Below are 19,722 nucleotides of genomic sequence, written 5' to 3' on the forward strand. Positions count from 1 at the left end.
CCGAGCGGTACTGTTGCACCGGCCCTGCGAGCCTAGCCCAGGGCCGTATCAAGAAACATCATCACTGCGAAACCGCCCATCAGGCCCAGGGTCGCCGAGGTCTGGTGGCCGTTGCGGTGGGTTTCGGGAATCACTTCGTGGGACACCACGAAGATCATCGCACCCGCAGCCAGGCCCATGCTGATCGGGTAGGCGAGGGCGAATCCGGTGGAGATGCCCAGGCCGATGACCGCGCCCAGGGGCTCCATCAGGCCCGAGCCGATCGCCACCAGGGCCGCCTTGAAGTTCGACAGCCCCGTTGCGCGCAGGGCCATGGCCACGGCCAGTCCTTCGGGAATGTCCTGGATGGCGATGGCGCTGGTCAACGGCAGGCCGATGCTCATGTCGCCGTTGGTGAAACTCACGCCGATGGCCATGCCCTCGGGCAGGTTGTGCAGGGTGATGGCCAGCACGAACAGCCATACGCGGTTCACGCGCTCGGCCTGCGGGCCGCAGGGGCCGGTGCTCTCGTGTTCATGGGGGGTGAAGCGGTCCAGGCCGAGCATCAGCAGCACGCCCAGGGCCATGCCCAGCACCACCACAGCGGCCGCGGCCGGCCCGTTGCCGGTGATGTCCCGCGCCGCATCCAGGCCCGGCAGGATCAGGGAAAACGAGCTGGCGGCCAGCATCATGCCCGCGGCGAAGCCGAGCATGACGTCCTGGCTGCGGCTGCTGACATCGCGCAGTACCACCGCCAGCACGGCGCCCAGTGCCGTGGCAGCGAAGCCCGAGAGACCGCCGAGCGCTGCCAGGTGCAGGTTCTGCGAATGCTCGCCGTGCACGGCATTCCAGAGGCTGGCCACCAGCAGCATGACGATAGCCAACAGGCTCAGGCCAAGGCCGGCACTCAGCCACGGCGTGGTCTGCAGCTGCTTGCGCCAGGCGTCGATGAGCGAAGGCGCGTTGGCACCGTGGGAGTGAGCAGGGGGCATGGGGACCTCGAAGCGGAAATGACCTCAGTCTACTCAGTGACCGGTGCCACGTGCCAAGGATTCCCTTCCATGGCCGCGATAGCCGACTATGCTGTGCATCATTCACGTCAATGCGGGAGTCATCGCATGGGATCCACCTTCAACGGCCTGGTCGGGCTGATCATCCTCGCGCTGGACATCTGGGCCATCCTCCACGTGCTCAAGAGCACCAGCGAGGTCGGCATCAAGATCCTGTGGATTCTGCTCATCCTGTTGCTGCCCGTGCTGGGCCTGATCATCTGGGCGATCGCGGGTTCGCGAGGGAACCTGCGTTTCTGAAGCCCGATGATGGCGCTCGGATGATAGAAGCCGCGACCATAAAAACTTCGGTGACAAAATTTTCACAGGGGATTCACCAAACTCCGCGCCGCACGTTTAATCTATGGCCCCCTGCCGGTCAGCGTCCGGCGAGGGTCGAAAGCGGCGCGCCAGCGTCTTTTCCTTCTTTCTGAAACCCTAGGATCCTCCCATTCATGGCTAACTCGGATGCCTTGAAGCAGCGGCCCGCGTCGGTGCCGTTCGCGCCGACCGTCAAATCGCACATCGCCTATACCCTGCTCAGCGCCCTGCTGATCATGCTGATGCTCAGCCTGGTGCGACTGGCCCTGCTGGTCTACAACAGCGACATGATCGGCGACACGCCGACCTCCACCGTGGCGGAGGGCTTCCTCAATGGCCTGCGCTTCGACCTGCGAGTGGTGGTCTACCTGAGCATTCCGCTGCTGCTGGCCACGCTCAGTCCCTGGGCCATGGCCCGACGCGGCCTGTTCCGCGTATGGCTGACCGCCAGCGCCAGTGTGGTGATGTTCCTCGGCCTAATGGAGCTGGACTTCTACAGGGAATTCCACCAGCGGCTTAACGGCCTGGTGTTCCAGTATGTCCAGGAAGATCCCAAGACCGTTCTGAGCATGCTCTGGTACGGCTTTCCGGTGGTGCGTTACCTGCTGGCCTGGCTGATCGGCACCTGGCTGCTGAGCCTGCTGTTCAAAGGTATCGATCGCCTGACCCGTGGCAGCGCCGCGCCGGTGGCCGGTGCGCGTCACGTGGCGCCCTGGTATGGCCGCCTGGCCGTGTTCATGGTGCTGCTGCTGGTGGCGGTGATCGCGGCGCGCGGCACCTTGCGCCAGGGACCTCCGATGCGGTGGGGTGATGCCTTCACCACCGACTCTAACTTCGTCAACCAGCTGGGCCTGAACGGTACACTGACCCTGATCGATGCCGCCAAGAGTCGCTACGGCGAGGACCGCGCGAACATCTGGAAGCCAGTGCTGGAGACCGATGTGGCGCAGCAGAGCGTGCGCGACATGCTGCTCACGCCCAACGACACGCTGGTGGACGCCGACCAGGCTGCCATCCGCCGCGACTTCCGGCCCCCGGCCGAGCGCACGCTGCCGATCAAGAACGTGGTGGTCATCCTCATGGAAAGCTTCGCCGGCCATTCGGTCGGTGCGCTGGGCAGCCCCAACAACATCACGCCCTATTTCGACAAGCTGGCGGGCGAGGGGCTGTTGTTCGACCGCTTCTTCTCCAATGGCACCCATACCCACCAGGGCATGTTCGCTACCATGGCCTGCTTCCCCAACCTGCCGGGCTTCGAGTACCTGATGCAGACCCCGGAGGGCGGCCACAAGCTGTCCGGTCTGCCAGCGTTGCTCAGCGCTCGGGATTACGACGACGTCTACGTCTACAACGGCGACTTCGCCTGGGACAACCAGTCCGGGTTCTTCGGCAACCAGGGCATGACCACCTTCATCGGCCGCAACGACTTCGTCAATCCGGTGTTCTCCGACCCGACCTGGGGCGTGTCGGACCAGGACATGTTCGACCGGGCCAATGAAGAGCTGGCGCACAACTATGGCAAGAAGCCGTTCTATGCGCTGTTGCAGACGCTGTCGAACCACACCCCCTACGCCCTGCCGGAAAACCTGCCGGTGGAGAAAGTCACCGGCCAGGGTCGTCTCGACGAGCACTTGACCGCCATGCGCTATTCGGACTGGGCGCTCGGCCAGTTCTTCGAGAAGGCGCGCAAGCAGCCCTACTTCAAGGACACGCTGTTCGTGATCGTCGGCGACCACGGCTTCGGCAATCACCAGCAGGTCACCGAGCTGGACCTGGGCCGCTTCAACGTGCCGCTGCTGCTGATCGCTCCAGGCATCCAGGAGAAGTTCGGCAAGGTCGATCACACGGTGGGCACCCAGGTCGACATCGTGCCCACCATCATGGGGCGGCTGGGTGGTGAGACCCGTCATCAGTGCTGGGGACGCGACCTGCTGAACCTGCCGGCCGGAGACCAGGGCATTGGCATGATCAAACCCTCCGGCAGCGAGCAGATCGTCGGGCTGGTGCAGGGTGACCAGTTGCTCATCGAGTCCAAGGACATGAGCCCACGGTTGTATCGCTACCAACTGGGCCGTGAGTTCAAGGCCGAGTTGATCCAGAGCCCCGATCAGCCGGAAATGCTCCAGCGCCTGGAAGCGTTCATCCAGACCGCGACCAAGAGTCTGCTGGACAACACGGCAGGTGTGGTGCACGGCAAGCCGCAGTAAGCGCCGAGCCTAATCGAAAGCCCGCCCTGATCCGGCGGGCTTTTTCGTGTGTGGGGTGCCAGGAACGGAGGGTGGATAGAGGCGATCCTGAAAAAAACTTCACGCCGCGGCCCTCGCCATTCTGAACAACGTCCCAGCCCGATGGTCAGCTATTTACAGGCGTTACCCACGTTGTGCTTCGAGTGAGGATCTATCAATGAAAGCATGGGAAGTCATCTTTCTCGACCAGAAAGGTGTGAAGCAAAGTCTGCGTTTCGAGAGCGAGCGCGAGCCCAGCTTCGAAGTTGCAGCGCATGAAATTCTGTCCAAGTGGTTTCCCGTGACCCAACGACTGGACCTCAACGATTTCGAGGACCGCAACCCCACGCCGACGGTCGAGTTGCTCAAGGAGCATCACGGCGTCACTATCCACACGATTCAAGAGGCGTCCTGATCGGTCTTGTGGTCGGACGCTGCACGACGTACTACGCTGCAATCAGGCACCCCCGCACTCTTGGTGGTGCCTTTTCGATCCACCACTCCCAGCCACCGCTCGCATCAGCTCGAACTGCCACATCACCTGCCTTCGCGCAGGGCGTCATTGCACGGAAAGTCTATCCCTAGGGTTCTTCAGGAGGACGTTTCATGAGCAGCCAGAACGATGACATCAGCACCAGCGTACTGCGCCAGATGAAAGCAGGCGGGTTCGATTTCACCCGCATTCATCCCATCGAGTTCTATGCCGTGTTTCCCGACGAAGACGGTGCGCGTCAGGCCGCCGGCCAGTTTCGTGGCGAGTCGATCAATGCCCAGGTGCACGAGCGCGACGATGGCGCCTGGCATCTGGAACTGAGCAAGGTGATGTACGCGACCCACCGTGGCATCGGTGCCTTCGAACAAGCCTTCGAGTCGGTCATCGTGCCGTTAGGCGGCGAGGTGGAGGGCTGGGGCGTGAGACAGGAGCGCTGTGTCGCCTGAAACCCGGGGGCCTGGATTGGCCCCTTCTCCCTGCTCAGGGTCGGCGCTTGGCCATGTGGGCGAGGTAGTCGATCACCGCGTCCAGATCCTGGTCGCTCAGCACCGCTTCGGGAAATCCCGGCATCCGCGCCTGCGGCCAGTGCCTGAGGCTCTGCGGATCGCGCAGGTATCGGCGCAGAAACCCCGGTTGGAAATACTCGGTAGGGTTGTGCGGTAGATTGAGGTCGGGCCCGAGCTGGGCGTCACCCGCGCCATTCAGGCGATGACAGGCCAGGCAGTTTTGCTGAAACAACGCGAAGCCTCTGCGTATCGGGCCTTGCTCGGGGAGACCGGGTGCGGGCCGCAATTGGGGAAAGCGCGATTCCACCGAGGGCAGACGGCGCAGACTTGCCATCTGATACGGCCACTGCTCCGGGCGGATACCGCTGGCGGCAGGGTTCGTCCATACCAGGTAGAAAGGACCCGCGCTCGGTTTGTCGGCCCCCAGCCCTGGCCAGGGGTGCCGGGAATCTTGCACGGCGACCCATGCCCGCGCGGGGCCGTCTTGCAGCAGCGGCGATGCGGGCATTTCGGCGGCGAATCCGTCGAGTGCCACGGCCTGTAGATGTTCGTCCGGCGTGACGCCTTCCAGCAGCACCGCCAGAGGAATTGCGCGGTAGTGCATGGCACGTTTGTAGGCGACGTCCTGGACGATGTCGATGTCTTGCGCATCGGGATGCTGCAGCAGCTCCTCGGTTTGCCAGCTACGCTGGACGCTACCCAGGTCCAGGGTAAGCTGCGCGGCTGCCAGCGGTGCGCTGATCAACGCCAGCAGCAGGGCAAGGTAGTTGCGCACGTAGACTCTCCAACCCGTCAAGGACAGGCAGAGTACCCGCTGACTGGCGCAGGATGCCAGTTTCGCCTCAACCGAATAGACGGGTCAGGTTGGGGAGAATCAGCAGCAAGGTGGTGGCGAAGAGTATGAGCCCCGCTTGGCGCACTTTCGAGTGTCTGAACATGGCTGACCGCCTTTTTGTTGTTATTCCTGGAAACCCACGGCGTCCTTGTCGCGCGAAGGGTCGATCATCGGGCGTCCCGGACGCCTTGACACTGACCTGTCATCAGTGTCTACACCCAAAAGTAGGGCGTTTGTCACCTGTCTTTCAGATCAGTTCGTTCTAACGCTAGAATCATGCATGCCCAGCTGTTCTGGACTGGACCCAGCACGAGCTGGCGACCTCTGGCTAGACACCTGCGCAGTAGGAATGAACAAAGACGCGGATCCCTGCCGTTCGTCAGTGCGCACCTCTTGCTTGTACGTGTCTTTCGCGTCAGTCTCTAGCGCTGACATTTACTCTTGTCGTTCAGGACTATCCCTATGTCGTTACGCATCTGCATCCTTGAAACCGATGTTCTGCGGCCCGAGTTGACGGCGCAGTACCAGGGCTATGGCAGGATGTTCGAGCAACTATTCTCTCGTCAGCCGATCGCTGCCGAGTTCTGCGTGTACAACGTGATGAACGGCGACTATCCGCCGGAAGACGAATCCTTCGACGCCTATCTTGTGACCGGCAGCAAGGCCGACTCGTTCGGTTCCGATCCCTGGATTCAGACACTCAAGGCTTACCTGCTGAAACTTCACGCTCGCGGCGAGAAGCTGCTGGGTGTGTGTTTCGGGCACCAGTTGCTCGCACTGGTGCTCGGTGGCAAGGCCGAACGCGCCGACCGCGGCTGGGGGCTGGGCACCCATCGCTATCGGCTGGCCGCCCATGCGCCGGGCATGGACCCTGAAGTGAAGGAACTGACCCTGCTCATCAGTCACCAGGATCAGGTGACCCAGTTGCCTGAAGGCGCGACGCTGATCGCCTCCAGCGACTTCTGCCCCAACGCGGCGTATCACATCGGCGATCAGGTGCTGTGCTTCCAGGGGCATCCTGAATTCGTGCACGATTATTCCCGGGCGCTGCTCGATGCGCGCCAGGACCGCCTGGGTAACGAGGTGTACAACCAGGCAGTGGCCAGCCTGAGCACTGCCCATCAAGGTGATCTGGTGGGCGAATGGATGCTGCGTTTCATCCAGCACCCGCGCAAGCAGAGCGCTGCCTGAGGCCGTTGCGCTCGCGTGGCCGACGGGGTCGCGCGAGCGCGGGTGCTCAGGGGCCGGCTACAGCCACCCTGAACGCTTGAAGCTTGCGAACAGCCCCGTGCACCCCGTGCCGATCACTCCCAGCACCACGAAGTAGCCGTAGTGCCAGCTCAGCTCCGGCATGTTCTGAAAGTTCATCCCGTAGATACCGGCGATGGCCGTGGGGAAGGCGAGGATCGCCGCCCAGGCGGCGAACTTGCGCTGCACGATGCTCTGCCGTGAAGATTCCAGCAACATGCCGATCTCGATGGTCTGGCTGGCGATGTCGCGAATGCTGACCAGGTCTTCCATCTGCCGGGTGACGTGGATCTGCACGTCACGGAAGTACGGCCGCATGTTCTTGTCGATGAAGGGAAAGCTCAGGCGCTGCAATTCCTCGCCGATCTCCACCATCGGCGCCACGTAGCGGCGCATGCGCAGGATGTCCCGGCGCAAGCTGTGCAGGCGGCGGATGTCCTGCTCGTGCAGCGAGCCACTGAGCACGTTCTGTTCCAGTGCTTCGATCTCGGCGTGGATCGCCTCGCTGACCGGCTGGTAGTTCTCGGTCACGAAGTCGAGCAGGGCATAGAGCACGAAGTCCTCGCCATGTTCGAGCAGCAGTGGCCGTGCTTCGCAGCGCTGGCGCACCAGGGCGTAGGATTTGGAATGGCCATTGCGGCAGGTGATGACGTAACCCTTGCCGGCGAAGATGTGGGTTTCGATGAACTCCAGGCGACCGTCCTGGCGCACGGGCGAGTAGGTGACGATGAACAGGGCATCGCCGAAGGTTTCCAGTTTCGGCCTGCTGTGCTTTTCCAGGGCGTCTTCGATGGCCAGCTCGTGCAGACCGAACTGGTGCTGCAGGTTGGCCAGTTCCTGTGCGGTGGGCTCCTCCAGACCGATCCAGACGAAATGCCCCGGTTTGTTGGCCCATTCGCTGCCTTCGTCGAGACGGATGTTGGTGACCTTTCTTCCGGCGCTGTACACCGCCGCTGCAACGACTCGACCCATGGCTGCCTGCTTGTTCGGTTGATGGTGCCGACAGCTTGGGCCGTGTGGCGGCGAACGGCAAGCCGAGTGCTCAGGTGGGCGGCAGTTCCTGCTCCATGCGCTCGATGCAGTGCTGCATCTGCGTGCGGCAGCGCTCCATCAGCGCTGGCAGGTCCTGCTGCCCCAGGCCCTGGGTGGGGATCGGTGGCAGCGAGCGCACCATCACCGTACGCTGCCGCCAGCTGTTCAGGCCCAGGCGGCGGGCATAGCGGCTGACGCACACTGGCACGATGGGCACGCCCGCTTCCAGCGCGGTGTGAAAGGCGCCTTTCTTGAACGTCAACAGTGCATCGGACGGGTTGCGCGTGCCCTCGGGAAAGATCCAGATCGAGGTGCCTTCGCGCAGGATGCGCGTGGTGAGGCGCAGCGCCCTGCGTGCCTGGTAGGCGTTCTTGCGGTCCACCAGCACGTTGCCACCGAGCCAGAACAACTGGCCGAACAGTGGAATCCAGCCCAGGCTCTTCTTGCCGATTGCCACGGTTCGGCGCGGCACGACCTGACCGAGGATGAACAGGTCATAGTTGGATTGATGGTTGGCCACGATCACGCAACCGGGCGGCTGATCCCACAGCGGCCCCACTTCGGCCTGCACGCGGATGCGCAGTAACCAGGCGGCCGGGATGCTGTAGAGGCGGGCGAACAGCCGGCTGTTGTCGGGATTGAAGGGACGGCACAGGCCGATGATCAGGCCCACGACGCCCACCAGCAGGAAGTGCAGGCCCAGGAGCAGCATGCGAAGCAGATAGAGCATGATATGACTCACACCAGACAGTCGCGGGGCAGTGTACGGCCGTGCACTGGCGGGGGCAAACGCCGCAGCCTGCACGGCGACGCATTGCCCGGGCGGTTTCAGCCCAAGTGGGTCTGGTCGGCGAGGATCGCCTCGTCGAGCTTTTCCAGCAGCGCCTTGCGCACTTTCAGCTTGGTGTTCCTGTGCGCCTGCATGTTCAACGCCTTCAGCCCGCGCGCTGCGTCCAGCGCGGCCTCACGCAGTCGCTCGGGAGCCACGACCAGGTCCAGGAAGCCTGCCGCGCGGGCCGCCTGGGGATCGAACACTTCGGCATTGTTCACCGCGCGCTGGAAGCTGGAGCGGGTCAGGCGATCGCGGGCCAGTTCGATACCGGCGTGGTGCATGGTCATGCCGATCTGCACTTCGTTCAGGCAGATCTTGTAGGCGCCTTCCACGCCGATGCGGTAGTCGGCCGACAGCAGCAGGAAGGCGCCCTTGGCCACGGCATTGCCGGGGCAGGCGACGATGACCGGGAACGGGTGCGAGAGCAGCCGGCGCGACAGAGTAGAGCCGGCGGTGACCAGCCCGATGGCCTCCTTGGGGCCGGCGGTCATGACCTTGAGGTCATAGCCGCCGGAAAGAATGCCAGGCTGGCCAGTGATGATGACTACGGCGCGCGCTTCGCTGGCACGGTCCAGGGCAGCGTTGAAGGCGGTGATCAGCTCGGGCGAGATCGCATTGACCTTGCCATTGTTCAGGGTCAGGGTGACGATGCCGTCTTCGGCGTGGTAGGTAATCAGCTCGCTCATGGCAGAGTCCTTTGGTGGGCGTGGAGCCGACGTTACCCAGCGCCGCACGCCAGGTAAAGCGCTTAGGCTGACCATGCGGTCAGCGGCGAGCCGCCAGGCCGCGTGCCTTCGGCCATGCTAGCGACTGCAGGGAAAACCGCTGGACTGATTGGCCGTAATGCCATGGTCAGACGGCGTTTTCGGCAAAAGGGCTTAAGCGCATGAAAATTCTGAAAAAAATGCTTGCCAAAGAAAAGCGCTTCTACTAAATTAGCGCGCCTCGACGGGCTGAAAGGCGCGGCGGGATCCGGTGAAGTGTCCGAGTGGTCGAAGGAGCACGCCTGGAAAGTGTGTATACGAGAAATCGTATCAAGGGTTCAAATCCCTTCTTCACCGCCACTTTCATGCAACCCCTGCAAATCCCAGATTTGCAGGGGTTTTTGCATTTCAGGGCGCGTCAGCGCGGGTTGACCAGGTGCCGGGGTCGCTCACCGCGCAGTGCATCCAGCAGGTTATCCACCGCGCAGCGGGCCATCGCTTCGCGCGTCTGCACGGTGGCCGAGCCGATGTGCGGTGTGGCTACCACATTGGCCAGGCCCAGCAAGGGTGAGTCCGCAGGCAGGGGCTCGTGCTCGAACACGTCCAGGCCGGCTGCGCGAATGCGTCCGCCGCGTAACGCCTCGATGAGTGCAGCCTCATCCACCACTCGGCCGCGGGCGATGTTCACCAGGATCGCCTCGGGCTTCATCAGGCCCAGCTCTCGGGCGCCGATCAGGCCTTCGGTGCTGGCGCTGAGCGGCACCGTGAGGCAGACGAAATCCGCTTCGCCCAGCAGTGCGTCCAGGCTTCGATACTGCGCGCCGTAGCGTGTTTCGGCGTCCGGCTTGGGCCGGGTGCTGTGGTACAGCACGCGCATGCCGAAGCCTGCAGCGCCACGCCGAGCCAGGGCCTCGCCGATGCGGCCCATGCCGACGATGCCGAGGGTCTTGCCCTGAACGTCGGTGCCGAAGTGCGCAGGGCCCAGGCTCTTGTGCCAATGCCCTTCGCGCACCCACTGCGCCAGTTCCACCACGCGCCGCGCGGTCGCCAGGATCAGGGCAAAGCCGGTATCGGCGGTGGTTTCGGTGAGCACGTCCGGTGTGTGCGTGAGCATCACCCCGCGCCGGGTCAGGTCCGGGATGTCGTAATTGTCCACGCCCACCGAAATGCTCGACACCACTTCCAGTTGCGAGGCCAGATCCAGCAAATCCTGCCCCAGGGGCAGGCTGGCGCCCAGTAGTCCATGGGCGCCGGGTAGCGCATCGCGCAGGCGCGCCAGGCCATCGGCGGCGCTCAGGTCCACCTGGGTCACTTCCACCTCTGCCTGGAGGCGCTTCATCAGCGCCTCGGACAACGGCTTGTAGAGAACGATACGTTTCTTCATGAATGTCTCCTAATGACTGGTAGCCAGTCGCGTCTCGCGCCTGGGCGGGCGCTCGGCGACGTGCGGGGGTTTGAGTGCGGCGGTCAGCGCCACGGCGGTGAGCAGTGCGCCGGCCATGAACAGGTAGGAGCTGCCCGGTCCGCCGGTGATGCCATTGAGATAGCCCACCAGCCAGGAGCCGCCGAACGAGCCGAGCGCGCCCATGCTGTTGATCAGTGCCATGGCGCCCCCGGCGACGTTGCTGGGCAGGATCTCGGGCACGATGGCGAAGAACGGCCCATAAGGGGCGTACATGCAGGCACCGGCGATCACCAGCAGGGCATAGGACAACCAGAAATGCTCGGTCCCCAGTGCGTAGGAGCCATAGAACGCGACTGCTGCAATCAGCAGCGGCGGCCAGACGAAGCGCTTGCGTTTCTGCAGGCGGTCCGAAGCCCAGGACACCCCGACCATCGCCAGCACCGCCGCCAGGTAGGGCACCGAGGCCAGCCAGCCGGCCTCGACGATGTCCACCTGGGCAGCCTGTTTGAGGATCGACGGCAGCCACAGGACGAAGCCATACACACCGATGCTCCAGCAGAAGTACTGCAGCGAGAGAATGATGACCTGAGGCGAGCGGAAGGCCTCGCGATAGTTCTTCACCGGTTTCAGACCTTGCTGTTCGGCGACCAGGGCTTCGGCCAGCCGGGTCTTTTCAGCCTCGCTCAACCAAGTGGCCTGAGCCGGCCGGTCATCCACCAGGCGCCACCAGACGAATGCCCAGAGCACTGCCGGCAAGCCTTCGATGATGAACATCCAGCGCCAGTCCAGTTGACGGATCAGGTAGCCCGACACCACTGACATCCACAGAATGGTCACCGGGTTGCCGAGCATCAGGAAGGTATTGGCCCGCGAACGCTCGGCGCGGGTGAACCAGTGGCACAGGTACACCAGCATCGCCGGCATCACCACCGCCTCGACCACGCCCAGCAGGAAGCGGATGGCGATCAGCAGGTAGACATTGCTGACCATGCCGGTGAGGGTCGCCAGGCCGCCCCAGAGGATCAGGCTGGCGAAGATCAGCTTCTTGACGCTGCCCTTCTGCGCGTAGAGCGCGCCGGGAATCTGGAAGAAGAAGTAGCCGAGGAAGAACAGCGCCCCCAGCAGTGACGACAGGGCAGGGGTGATCCTGAGGTCGTCGGCCATGCCCGATGCCGCGGCGAAGCCGTAGTTGGCGCGGTCCAGGTAGGCCAGGCTGTAGGTGATGAACACGATGGGGATCAGGTACCACCAGCGCCGAGGCGCCAGGCTGTTGGAATGCATGATGTATCTCCTGAGCTTGTTGTTCTTGTCGCAGCAGGGCCGGCATGCCGGCGTGGGTCATCAGGCGCTTGCGCGCAGGTTGTGGCTCTCCAGTTCATGGCGCAGCGGCAGGCCCTCCATGTCGCCAGGGCTCTGCACGGCGCGGCTGCCGCACCAGTTGCCACGGGCCAGCGCGGCGTCCAGAGACAGGCCATCGAGCAGGGCACTGATCACGCCCACGGCAAAGGCGTCGCCTGCGCCGACGGTGTCCACCACCTGGTTCACCGGAACGGGCGGGACCAGGCCATCGCCCGTGGCGTCGCGGTAATACGCGCCAGCCGCACCGAGCTTGATCATCACCCGCTCGACGCCGTGGTCCAGATAGAACGCGGCGATCTGCTGCGGGGTGTTCTGGCCGGTCAGCACCCGGCCCTCTTCCAGCCCGGGCAGTACCCAGTGCGCCTTGATCGCCAGCGCGTTGATCTCGCGGACCGTGGTTTGGCGGTCCGGCCACAGCGAAGGACGCAGATTGGGGTCGAATGAGACGCTCGCGCCGGCCTCGCGCATCCGCTCGACCAGGCTATGGGACAGTGCCCGGCAACTGCGGGAGAGGGCCGGAACGATACCGGTGGCGTGCAAGTGCCGGGCGCTCAGCAGTCGCGGATCGAGGTCCTGGCTCGACAGGTGGCTGGCCGCAGAGCCTGCGCGGAAATACTCGACCAGCGGATCGCTGCCGTCGTCGCAGCGGCTCTTGAGCTGAAACCCCGTGGGATGGCGCGCGTCCACCGCCACGTGACTGCAGTCCAGGCCTTCGCGGCGCAGGGTGTCGAGCACGAACCGGCCCAGTGCGTCGTTGCCTACACGGCTCAGCCAGCGTACGCGCAACCCCAGGCGCGACAAGCCGATCGCCACATTGCTGTCGGCGCCGGCGATACGCTGGGCGAAGGTCTGCACCTGGGCCAGGTCGCCGGTCTGCTGCGCGGCGAACATCGCCATGGTCTCACCGAAACATACGACGTCCACTTCAGGCATGACTCACCTCCGGGTGGCCGCCCAACCGGGCCAGCGCGCAGGCATGCAGGTGGGTCACGGCCTTGAGGTCCGCGCCCACCAGCGGATACTCCGCCGCGCGCGGAACACCCGGTGGAAAGTGGCGGAACAGCCGCTCCCAGGCGGCGAGCTCGTCAGGCTGAGGCGGCACCGCGACCAGTCGCCCGTCACGGTTGCGCTCCACGCCCTTGCAATGCACGTAGCGCACCCATTGGCCCAGCTGATGGGCCGCCTGTGTCGCGGATTCGCCCTGCCACTGCCAGTTGCCGATGTCGAAGGTCATGCCGACCGGCAGCTCGGCCTGTTGCGCCCGCTGAAAGAAGCTCAGCAGGGCGTCCAGCCGCCCACCCTGGGCGGTCTGGTCGTTCTCGATCAGCAACAACGGATCGCCCGCCTTGAGCCAGGGTTGCAGGGCGGCCAGATCGCAGTCTGGACGCAAGTGGCCCAGTGAAACCTTGAGCGCGACGGCGCCGAGCGCGCGGGCGCTGGCCAGGGTGTGCGGCAAGCGGGGATCCGGCCCTCCCTGGCGCGTCCACAACTCCAGGGGTGAGGAGTAGACGCATTCCAGACCGCTTTGGGCGAGCGCCTGCTTGAACACCGGAACATCCGGCGGCGTGTCGAATAACTCCTCGCGCAGTTCGATGCAATCGACGCCGGCATCGGCCAGCAGCTCGATGAAGTGCAGTTGGCCGTATTGACGCACCAAGTCCGCGCCGTAACTGGAGAGGCTGATGGAGACAGGGTAGGGCTGCATTGTTGTTGTCCTTATCGTTGCGATGAAACCGGTTTCATTGTTCGGCGGAACGACCGCTTGGCCGTTCATGCGTGCTTAAAGCTGCTTGGGCGTGGAGCCGCGCACGATCAGCTGCGCTTTGAAATCGAGCCGACGGGGCGCGGCCTCGCTGCCGCGCAGGCGTTCGAGCAGGCACTCGAAGGCGGCGCTGCCGATGCGTTCGGTCGGCTGTGCGAGTGCGCTGATGCCATCGCCCACCAGCGGGTACCACTCCAGTTCGTCGATGGCGATCAGCCCCGGGCCCTCCGATGCCAGTCGACCAGCCGCCTGTAGCGCCCGGGTGACCGCCAGGGTGGCGACTCCATTGAAGGTGAGCAGGGCCTGGGCGCCGTGATCGTTGCGCGCCAGGGCGTGCTGCAGGAGGTTGGGCAGTGCGTCGTCGAGCGTCAGCACGCGGCCCCGCAGGCCCTGGCGTCGCTGCACCGACGCGGTGAACGCCTGCACCCGTTCATGACGGGAACTGGTGCCGTCGAGCGGCTCGCCGATGGCGATGACGTCGCGGTAGCCCTGGGCGTACAGGTGATCGAGGGCTTGTTCGACGGCGTCGGTGTTGTCCAGGCCGACCATATCGACCTGCAGGTCCTGCAGTTGCCGATCCACCAGCACCATCGGCAGGCTGCGATGCAGTTGCAGCAGCGCCCCCGGCTGGTGGCCGAGGGTATTCACGATCAGGCCTTCGACGTTGTAGGACTGCAAGGCGTGCAGGTGATGGCGCTCCTGCTCGTCGTCACGGTTGGTGTTGCACAGCATCAGGCTGTAGCCATGGCGGCGACAGGCCGTTTCAACGCCGTGGATCACCGCGACGGAGTAGGGGTTGAGAATATCGGCCACCAACATGCCGATCAGCCGCGTCTGGCCGCGCTTCAGGCCGCGGGCCATCTGGTTAGGGCGATAGCCCAGGTGCTCGATGACCGCTGCCAGGCGCTGTGCGGTGGCGTCGGCGAGCAGTCGCCGATCACCGCCGATGTAGCGCGATACCGTGGCCTTGGAAACGCCTGCGGCTTTCGCCACTTCGCTGATGGTGACCCGGGCAGGGGTGAGGGATTCGGTGGTCATTGCGGGCCTTGTTGGCGTTGTAATGGGCGAATGAAACCGGTTTCAATACAGCAAATGTTGGCTGATTCGTCAACCCACCGCTGGTCTGGAATGTTGCGCGGCCTGATCCATACCGCGTTGAATTCCGGGCGATTCGCGACCGCCTGGCGGCCACGGTCCGTCAGCCGATCATGCTCGAAGATGGCAGCGCCCAGTCAGGTGCCAGCATCTGTGTGGTGCTGTGCGAGCCGGGCCATGGACACGACGGCGACGCGCTGCTCGAGGCTGCCGACGCGGCGATGTAGCAGGCCAGGCAACTGGGCAAAGATCGCTGGCTGTTCGCCGACGAATGCAGCGCGCAGCCCGAGGACTAGGTCTAGGACGGATCCCCGCGTCCGTTGTCCTGACTGACCGACGCAGGCTTCAGAAACTGACCGAGGCGCTCAAGCGTGCCGTACGCGGTGCACCTTGGAACAGGTAGTCGTCGCCCAAGTAGTCGCCCACGTCACGCCAGTAGCGCTTGTCGAACAGGTTATCGACGCTCAGGCGCACCACCGTGTCGTAGTCGCCCAGGCGCAGGCGGTAGCGACTGCCGAGGTCGAACACGGTGTAGCCGCCGACCTGCACGTTACCCGCCTGATTGGCGTATTTGCTGGCGCTGTAGCGCACCCCGCCGAGCAGGGCCAGACCGGGCAATGGCAGGCTGTATTCGGCTTGCAGTGCGGCACGCAGGCGCGGCACGTTGATCGCCTGGTGATCTTCGTAGGCCTGGGTCCCGGTGTCCTGCACGCGGGCGCGGATCGCGGCGGCGCTGGCATGGACCTGCAAGGTGGGCGTGACCCAGCCGCTGGCGCCCAGCTCCAGGCCGGTGTTCTTCTGCTGGCCCTGCTGCACGTAGGTAGGCGCCGCGCCTTCGTTGGGACGGGCGTACTGGTAGGCCTGGCGGATCTGGAACAGCGCTGCAGTCAGGCTGATGCCCTGCCATTGGTGCTTGATGCCCAGCTCCAGCTGGCGCGACAGGGTCGGGGCGAGGATTTCACTGGCATTGCTGGCGAACCAGGGCGCCGTGCCGCCGGCCGACAGGCCCTTGGACCAGCTGGCGTAAAGCGTGGTGTCGGGCTGCGGCTTGTAGATCAGCGCAGCGTTGGGCAGCAGCTGGTACTGGCGAGTGTGCCGGCCGGCATTGCCAACCTGGTCCCAGGTCCGCTCGTCCAAGCGCACCTCACGGGCGCCGAGTACGGTCTGCCAGTGGTCGTCGAAGCTGATCCGGTCGCTGACGAACAGGCCGTACTGGCGGCTGTCCAGTCGACGTTCACTGTGCCCCAGCGGATTGTCCGAGGGGGTGTAGGGCGGCGCGCCGGTGTCGATATTGCCAATGCCGCGCCACTCGTTGTAGGTGGGCCGCTGATCCAGCGTGCGGCGCTGCGCGCTGCTGCCCAGGGTGAGGGCGTGAGCGACGCCCAGGGCCTGGAACTGGCCTTCCAGGGTAGCCTGGAGCATGTCGGTACGGCGGGTGTCGTCGGGGCTGCGGTAGTCGTAGAGGCCGTAGTCTCCGTTGCTGGCGAAAAAGGCGTCGTCGTTCGAGCCCCAAGCGAATGCGCTGTAGTCGTCGATCACCACCTGGCTGCGCGAGGCACCGAGGGTGGCCGTCCAGGCGTCGTCCAGGCGGTACTGGTAACGCCCGCCCAGGTTCAGCGAATCGTTCTGCACAGGCTTGGCCCATGACTGGTAGGCGAGGCGGTCGTGCGGATCGATGTCGCGTGGCACCTGGGCGCCGCCGAGCAGCTGGTAGCCGGGTACCGAGTACTGCTCGCGGTGCTGGTATTCGGCGTCGAGTTGCAGCGTGGCGTTGGCGTCGATCTGCCAGTCGAAGGCCAGGGAGGCGAAGTCGCGCCGCCCGTCGGCATGGTCGACATAGCTGCGCAAGTCTTCATGGGCCAGGTTCGCACGCAGGCCGAACTGCTTCTGGCTGCCGAACCAGCCGCCCAGGTCGGTCGCCAGGTAGCGCTCGCCCTGATCGTTGGTGGAGACGGTCACCGAGCGCACGTCCTCGGCGCGCTTGGTCACGTAGTTGATCAGCCCACCAGGTTCCGACACGCCGCTCTGCAGGCCGCTCAGTCCTTTGAGCAATTCGACCTGCTGCTTGTTTTCCAGCGCGACGTTCTGCTCGCCGGCGATGGTCTGGCCGTTGATCCTGTAGCTGTTGGCGGCATCGAGGGTGAAGCCGCGCACGTTGAAGTTCTCGTAGTAACCGATCGGCGCGTAGCTTTCGCCCACCGAGGCATCGCTCTGCAGCACCTGGCTGAGCAGGCGCACCTGCCGGTCATCGAGCAGTTGGCGGCTGAAGACACTGATGGAGGCCGGTGTGTCGAGCACCGGGGCCGACCCCCAGCCGCCGACCTGGGCTTGCGTGGCCTGGTAGTCCTGGTCCGCCGAGCGTTCGCTGATCTGCACGGGAGCCAGTTCGAGCTGCTCGGCGGCATGACCTGGCCAGGCCTGCAGCGCCAGTCCCAGCCCCAGCAATCCAATGGGTAAACGAGGGCGAAGCGGGGACATGCGCGAGCTCCTGGGGGACGAGGCGGCGGCCAGCGGGCGGCGGCGGGGAAAAGGGCCGACATCCTAGCAGGCTGGCGATGGGGACGGGGGAACAAGCGACGCAGCAGGGGCGAGGGAGCCGTCGACTAGTGGTACGAATGTCGCGCAACGCGCATCAGGGTGATCAGGAATGATGCCAGTGGCGTGTCGCCTTTTCATAATTAAAGTTCTCGCTGGTGAATAATGAACCGTGGGTCACGATATGAACGGTGGTCCTGCTCCCTATTATCGGCGGTTATCTGTTTGCGCAAATAACCCTAAACTTCGACAAGGTTGGCAATTCGAATAACTGGCGTCAAAAAAGTGCTGGACACCAAGTTTCAATATGTGTCAGTTTTTTTGCGCCTCACAAGGGCGAGTGACAGGATGCTCTCGCCGATGTTTGAGAGTTCCTGTCGAACTTCAATCATTTCCGCAAACAAGGAAGTGTCTGCATGTCCAAAGTCAACGATAAGGCAATACTGGCTGCCGCTTCGGTGCTGCAGCCCAGTGGAAGCAGTTCGGCCTACGGGCTGATCAACAGCTTCGCCCACCAGTACGATCGCGGTGGCGCGAAGATCAACGGCAAGACTTCGTTCACCGTCGACCAGGCCGCCAACCAGCTGCTGCGCGACGGCGCGTCCTGGAAGGACCTGAACAAGGATGGCACCATCAGCCTCACCTACACCTTCCTGACCAAGGCACCGTCGGACTTCGTCAGCCGTGGGCTGGGCACCTTCAGCCAGTTCAATACCCAGCAGAAGGCCCAGGCCAAGCTGGCCATGCAGTCCTGGTCCGATGTCGCCAAGGTCACCTTCACCGAGTCGGCTTCCGGTGGCGACGGGCACATGACCTTCGGCAACTACAGTGCCAACGACGGCGGCGCGGCGTTCGCCTACCTGCCGTTCGACGGCGCCGGGTCGCACAAGGGCGAGTCCTGGTATCTGGTCAACAGTGGCTACCAGGTCAACATCAGCCCGGATACCGGCAACTACGGGCGCCAGACCCTGACCCACGAGATCGGCCACACCCTGGGCCTGTCACACCCTGGCGACTACAACGCCGGGGAAGGCAACCCCAGCTACCGGGACGCCTCGTATGCCCAGGACACCCGTGGCTACAGCGTGATGAGCTACTGGAGCGAGAGCAACACCGCGCAGAACTTCGTCAAGGGCGGCGGCCAGTACTACGCTTCCGCGCCCTTGCTGGACGACATCGCGGCGATCCAGAAGCTCTATGGCGCCAACTACGCCACGCGCTCCGGCGACACGGTGTACGGCTTCAATTCCACCGCAGACCGCGATTTCTACTCCGCGACTTCGGCCTCTTCCAAACTGGTGTTCACCGTGTGGGACGGCGGTGGCAACGATACCCTGGACTTCTCCGGGTTCACCCAGAACCAGAAGATCAACCTCAACGAAACCGCGTTCTCCGACGTCGGCGGCATGGTCGGCAACGTCTCGATCGCCAAGGGCGTGACCGTGGAGAATGCGTTCGGTGGCTCGGGCAACGACCTGCTGATCGGTAATGCGGTAGCCAACGTGCTCAAGGGCGGTGCCGGCAACGACATCATCTACGGCGGTGGCGGGGCCGATACGCTGTGGGGGGGCAGTGGCGCGGACACCTTCGTCTACGCGGCGGTCAGCGACTCCACCGCCAAGGCGCCGGACCGGATCATGGATTTCGTCAGCGGTCAGGACAAGATCGATCTGTCGGCCATCCCATCCTTCGCCCAGAGCAAGTTGCCACTGGCCTTCGTCAACAGCTTCAGCGGCCATGCCGGCGAAGCGGTACTCAGCTATGACCAGGCCACCAACCTGGGCAGCCTGGCGATCGACTTCACCGGCAACAGCCTGGCGGACTTCCTGGTGACCACCGTAGGGCAGGCGGTCACCACGGATATCGTGGTCTGACCTGACGAGGCGGCCCGCGAAGCATGCGGGCCGCCCTCGCCACGGAGGTGGACGAATGCCGTTAGTCAAACCCATGATCGCGCTGGGCGCGATCGCCCTGATATCGATGACCGAGGTAGGTATGGCGAGCAGCCTGCTACTCCCCAGCGCCGCGCAACTGGCCGGGCGCTGGCAGCTTCATGCGCAACCCGGGCCAGCGCAGCCGTGCACCCTGCACCTGGACGCTGCGCAAGGTGCGTTGGACGGCGACCTGAGCTGTGCCCAGGCGCTGCTTGGCATGCGCCCCGCCAGTTGGTTGATCACGCCGGATACCTTGGCGCTGGTCGCTGCCGATGGCAGCACCGTGGTGCATTTCAGCCGGCAGGATGAGCACCGCTACAGCGGCACTTCGCCCGAGGGTGGAACGCTGCTGCTCGAACGCCTGGATATTCACTGACCCGGCCAAGTTACAACGGTAATAAGGGCGAA

Annotated in this window: 18 protein-coding genes and 1 tRNA gene; 8 read left to right on the forward strand and 11 right to left on the reverse strand. The window is 64.2% G+C overall.

What is annotated here, in order from left to right; translation table 11 throughout:
- Nucleotides 1-32: 32 nt before the first annotated feature.
- Nucleotides 33-971, reverse strand: a complete 939-nt coding sequence (locus IAE34_RS09595) for a ZIP family metal transporter (protein WP_200138697.1) — start codon at nucleotides 969-971, stop codon at nucleotides 33-35.
- Between the two features lie 126 nt (nucleotides 972-1,097).
- On the opposite strand from IAE34_RS09595, the gene IAE34_RS09600 reads away from it, so the two are divergent.
- From IAE34_RS09600 to IAE34_RS09615, 4 genes are all read left to right on the forward strand, one after another.
- Nucleotides 1,098-1,289, forward strand: coding sequence for a PLDc N-terminal domain-containing protein (locus IAE34_RS09600; protein WP_200138699.1), 192 nt, complete (start codon nucleotides 1,098-1,100; stop codon nucleotides 1,287-1,289).
- A 194-nt stretch (nucleotides 1,290-1,483) separates the two neighbouring features.
- Nucleotides 1,484-3,556 (forward strand): LTA synthase family protein, encoded by a 2,073-nt coding sequence (locus IAE34_RS09605; RefSeq protein WP_200138701.1) that lies wholly within the window; start codon nucleotides 1,484-1,486, stop codon nucleotides 3,554-3,556.
- A 196-nt stretch (nucleotides 3,557-3,752) separates the two neighbouring features.
- Entirely contained in the window at nucleotides 3,753-3,989 is a 237-nt protein-coding gene (locus IAE34_RS09610) for a hypothetical protein (RefSeq protein ID WP_200138703.1), read from the forward strand.
- A gap of 191 nt (nucleotides 3,990-4,180) precedes the next feature.
- A complete protein-coding gene (locus IAE34_RS09615) occupies nucleotides 4,181-4,513 on the forward strand; it encodes a ribonuclease E inhibitor RraB (RefSeq protein WP_200138705.1) in 333 nt (110 codons plus the stop codon).
- Between the two features lie 34 nt (nucleotides 4,514-4,547).
- Here the strand turns inward: IAE34_RS09615 and IAE34_RS09620 are convergent, their stop codons facing one another.
- Nucleotides 4,548-5,348 carry a cytochrome c gene (locus tag IAE34_RS09620; RefSeq protein ID WP_200138707.1) on the reverse strand — a complete coding sequence of 267 codons (801 nt, stop codon included), beginning with the start codon at nucleotides 5,346-5,348 and terminating at the stop codon, nucleotides 4,548-4,550.
- 522 nt (nucleotides 5,349-5,870) lie between these two features.
- Here IAE34_RS09620 and IAE34_RS09625 point away from each other — a divergent pair.
- Nucleotides 5,871-6,599: an amidotransferase gene (locus tag IAE34_RS09625; RefSeq protein WP_200138708.1), complete on the forward strand. Its 729-nt coding sequence runs from the start codon at nucleotides 5,871-5,873 to the stop codon at nucleotides 6,597-6,599.
- A 57-nt stretch (nucleotides 6,600-6,656) separates the two neighbouring features.
- Here IAE34_RS09625 and IAE34_RS09630 read toward each other — a convergent pair whose 3' ends face one another.
- From IAE34_RS09630 to IAE34_RS09640, 3 genes are all read right to left on the reverse strand, one after another.
- Nucleotides 6,657-7,628, reverse strand: a complete 972-nt coding sequence (locus IAE34_RS09630) for a magnesium and cobalt transport protein CorA (protein ID WP_200138709.1) — start codon at nucleotides 7,626-7,628, stop codon at nucleotides 6,657-6,659.
- Between the two features lie 70 nt (nucleotides 7,629-7,698).
- The gene (locus IAE34_RS09635; RefSeq protein WP_200138710.1) at nucleotides 7,699-8,418 is read right to left on the reverse strand and encodes a lysophospholipid acyltransferase family protein; all 720 of its coding nucleotides are present in this window, start codon (nucleotides 8,416-8,418) and stop codon (nucleotides 7,699-7,701) included.
- A 98-nt stretch (nucleotides 8,419-8,516) separates the two neighbouring features.
- Nucleotides 8,517-9,206 (reverse strand): crotonase/enoyl-CoA hydratase family protein, encoded by a 690-nt coding sequence (locus tag IAE34_RS09640; RefSeq protein ID WP_200138711.1) that lies wholly within the window; start codon nucleotides 9,204-9,206, stop codon nucleotides 8,517-8,519.
- Nucleotides 9,207-9,494: 288 nt separating this feature from the next.
- On the opposite strand from IAE34_RS09640, the gene IAE34_RS09645 reads away from it, so the two are divergent.
- Nucleotides 9,495-9,584, forward strand: a tRNA-Ser gene (locus IAE34_RS09645).
- 58 nt (nucleotides 9,585-9,642) lie between these two features.
- Here IAE34_RS09645 and IAE34_RS09650 read toward each other — a convergent pair.
- The 6 genes from IAE34_RS09650 to IAE34_RS09675 form a co-directional block, all read right to left on the reverse strand.
- Entirely contained in the window at nucleotides 9,643-10,608 is a 966-nt protein-coding gene (locus IAE34_RS09650) for a 2-hydroxyacid dehydrogenase (RefSeq protein ID WP_200138712.1), read from the reverse strand.
- Nucleotides 10,609-10,617: 9 nt separating this feature from the next.
- Nucleotides 10,618-11,910 carry an MFS transporter gene (locus IAE34_RS09655; protein WP_200138713.1) on the reverse strand — a complete coding sequence of 431 codons (1,293 nt, stop codon included), beginning with the start codon at nucleotides 11,908-11,910 and terminating at the stop codon, nucleotides 10,618-10,620.
- A 60-nt stretch (nucleotides 11,911-11,970) separates the two neighbouring features.
- Entirely contained in the window at nucleotides 11,971-12,921 is a 951-nt protein-coding gene (locus tag IAE34_RS09660) for a sugar kinase (RefSeq protein ID WP_200138714.1), read from the reverse strand.
- Nucleotides 12,914-13,693 carry a sugar phosphate isomerase/epimerase family protein gene (locus IAE34_RS09665; RefSeq protein ID WP_200138715.1) on the reverse strand — a complete coding sequence of 260 codons (780 nt, stop codon included), beginning with the start codon at nucleotides 13,691-13,693 and terminating at the stop codon, nucleotides 12,914-12,916. Before IAE34_RS09665 ends, IAE34_RS09660 begins: the two co-directional genes overlap by 8 nt.
- Before the next feature lie 75 nt (nucleotides 13,694-13,768).
- On the reverse strand, nucleotides 13,769-14,788 hold the full coding sequence (locus IAE34_RS09670; protein ID WP_200138716.1) for a LacI family DNA-binding transcriptional regulator: 1,020 nt from the start codon (nucleotides 14,786-14,788) through the stop codon (nucleotides 13,769-13,771).
- A 402-nt stretch (nucleotides 14,789-15,190) separates the two neighbouring features.
- Nucleotides 15,191-17,323, reverse strand: coding sequence for a TonB-dependent siderophore receptor (locus IAE34_RS09675; RefSeq protein ID WP_200138717.1), 2,133 nt, complete (start codon nucleotides 17,321-17,323; stop codon nucleotides 15,191-15,193).
- A gap of 473 nt (nucleotides 17,324-17,796) precedes the next feature.
- Between IAE34_RS09675 and IAE34_RS09680 the strand changes: the two genes are divergently transcribed.
- Together IAE34_RS09680 and IAE34_RS09685 are read left to right on the forward strand one after the other, a co-directional pair.
- Nucleotides 17,797-19,254 carry a serralysin family metalloprotease gene (locus IAE34_RS09680; protein WP_200138718.1) on the forward strand — a complete coding sequence of 486 codons (1,458 nt, stop codon included), beginning with the start codon at nucleotides 17,797-17,799 and terminating at the stop codon, nucleotides 19,252-19,254.
- A 55-nt stretch (nucleotides 19,255-19,309) separates the two neighbouring features.
- Nucleotides 19,310-19,690 (forward strand): AprI/Inh family metalloprotease inhibitor, encoded by a 381-nt coding sequence (locus tag IAE34_RS09685; RefSeq protein WP_200138719.1) that lies wholly within the window; start codon nucleotides 19,310-19,312, stop codon nucleotides 19,688-19,690.
- Nucleotides 19,691-19,722: the final 32 nt, after the last annotated feature.

Source organism: Pseudomonas sp. S30 (assembly GCF_016518545.1).
Lineage (GTDB): Bacteria > Pseudomonadota > Gammaproteobacteria > Pseudomonadales > Pseudomonadaceae > Aquipseudomonas.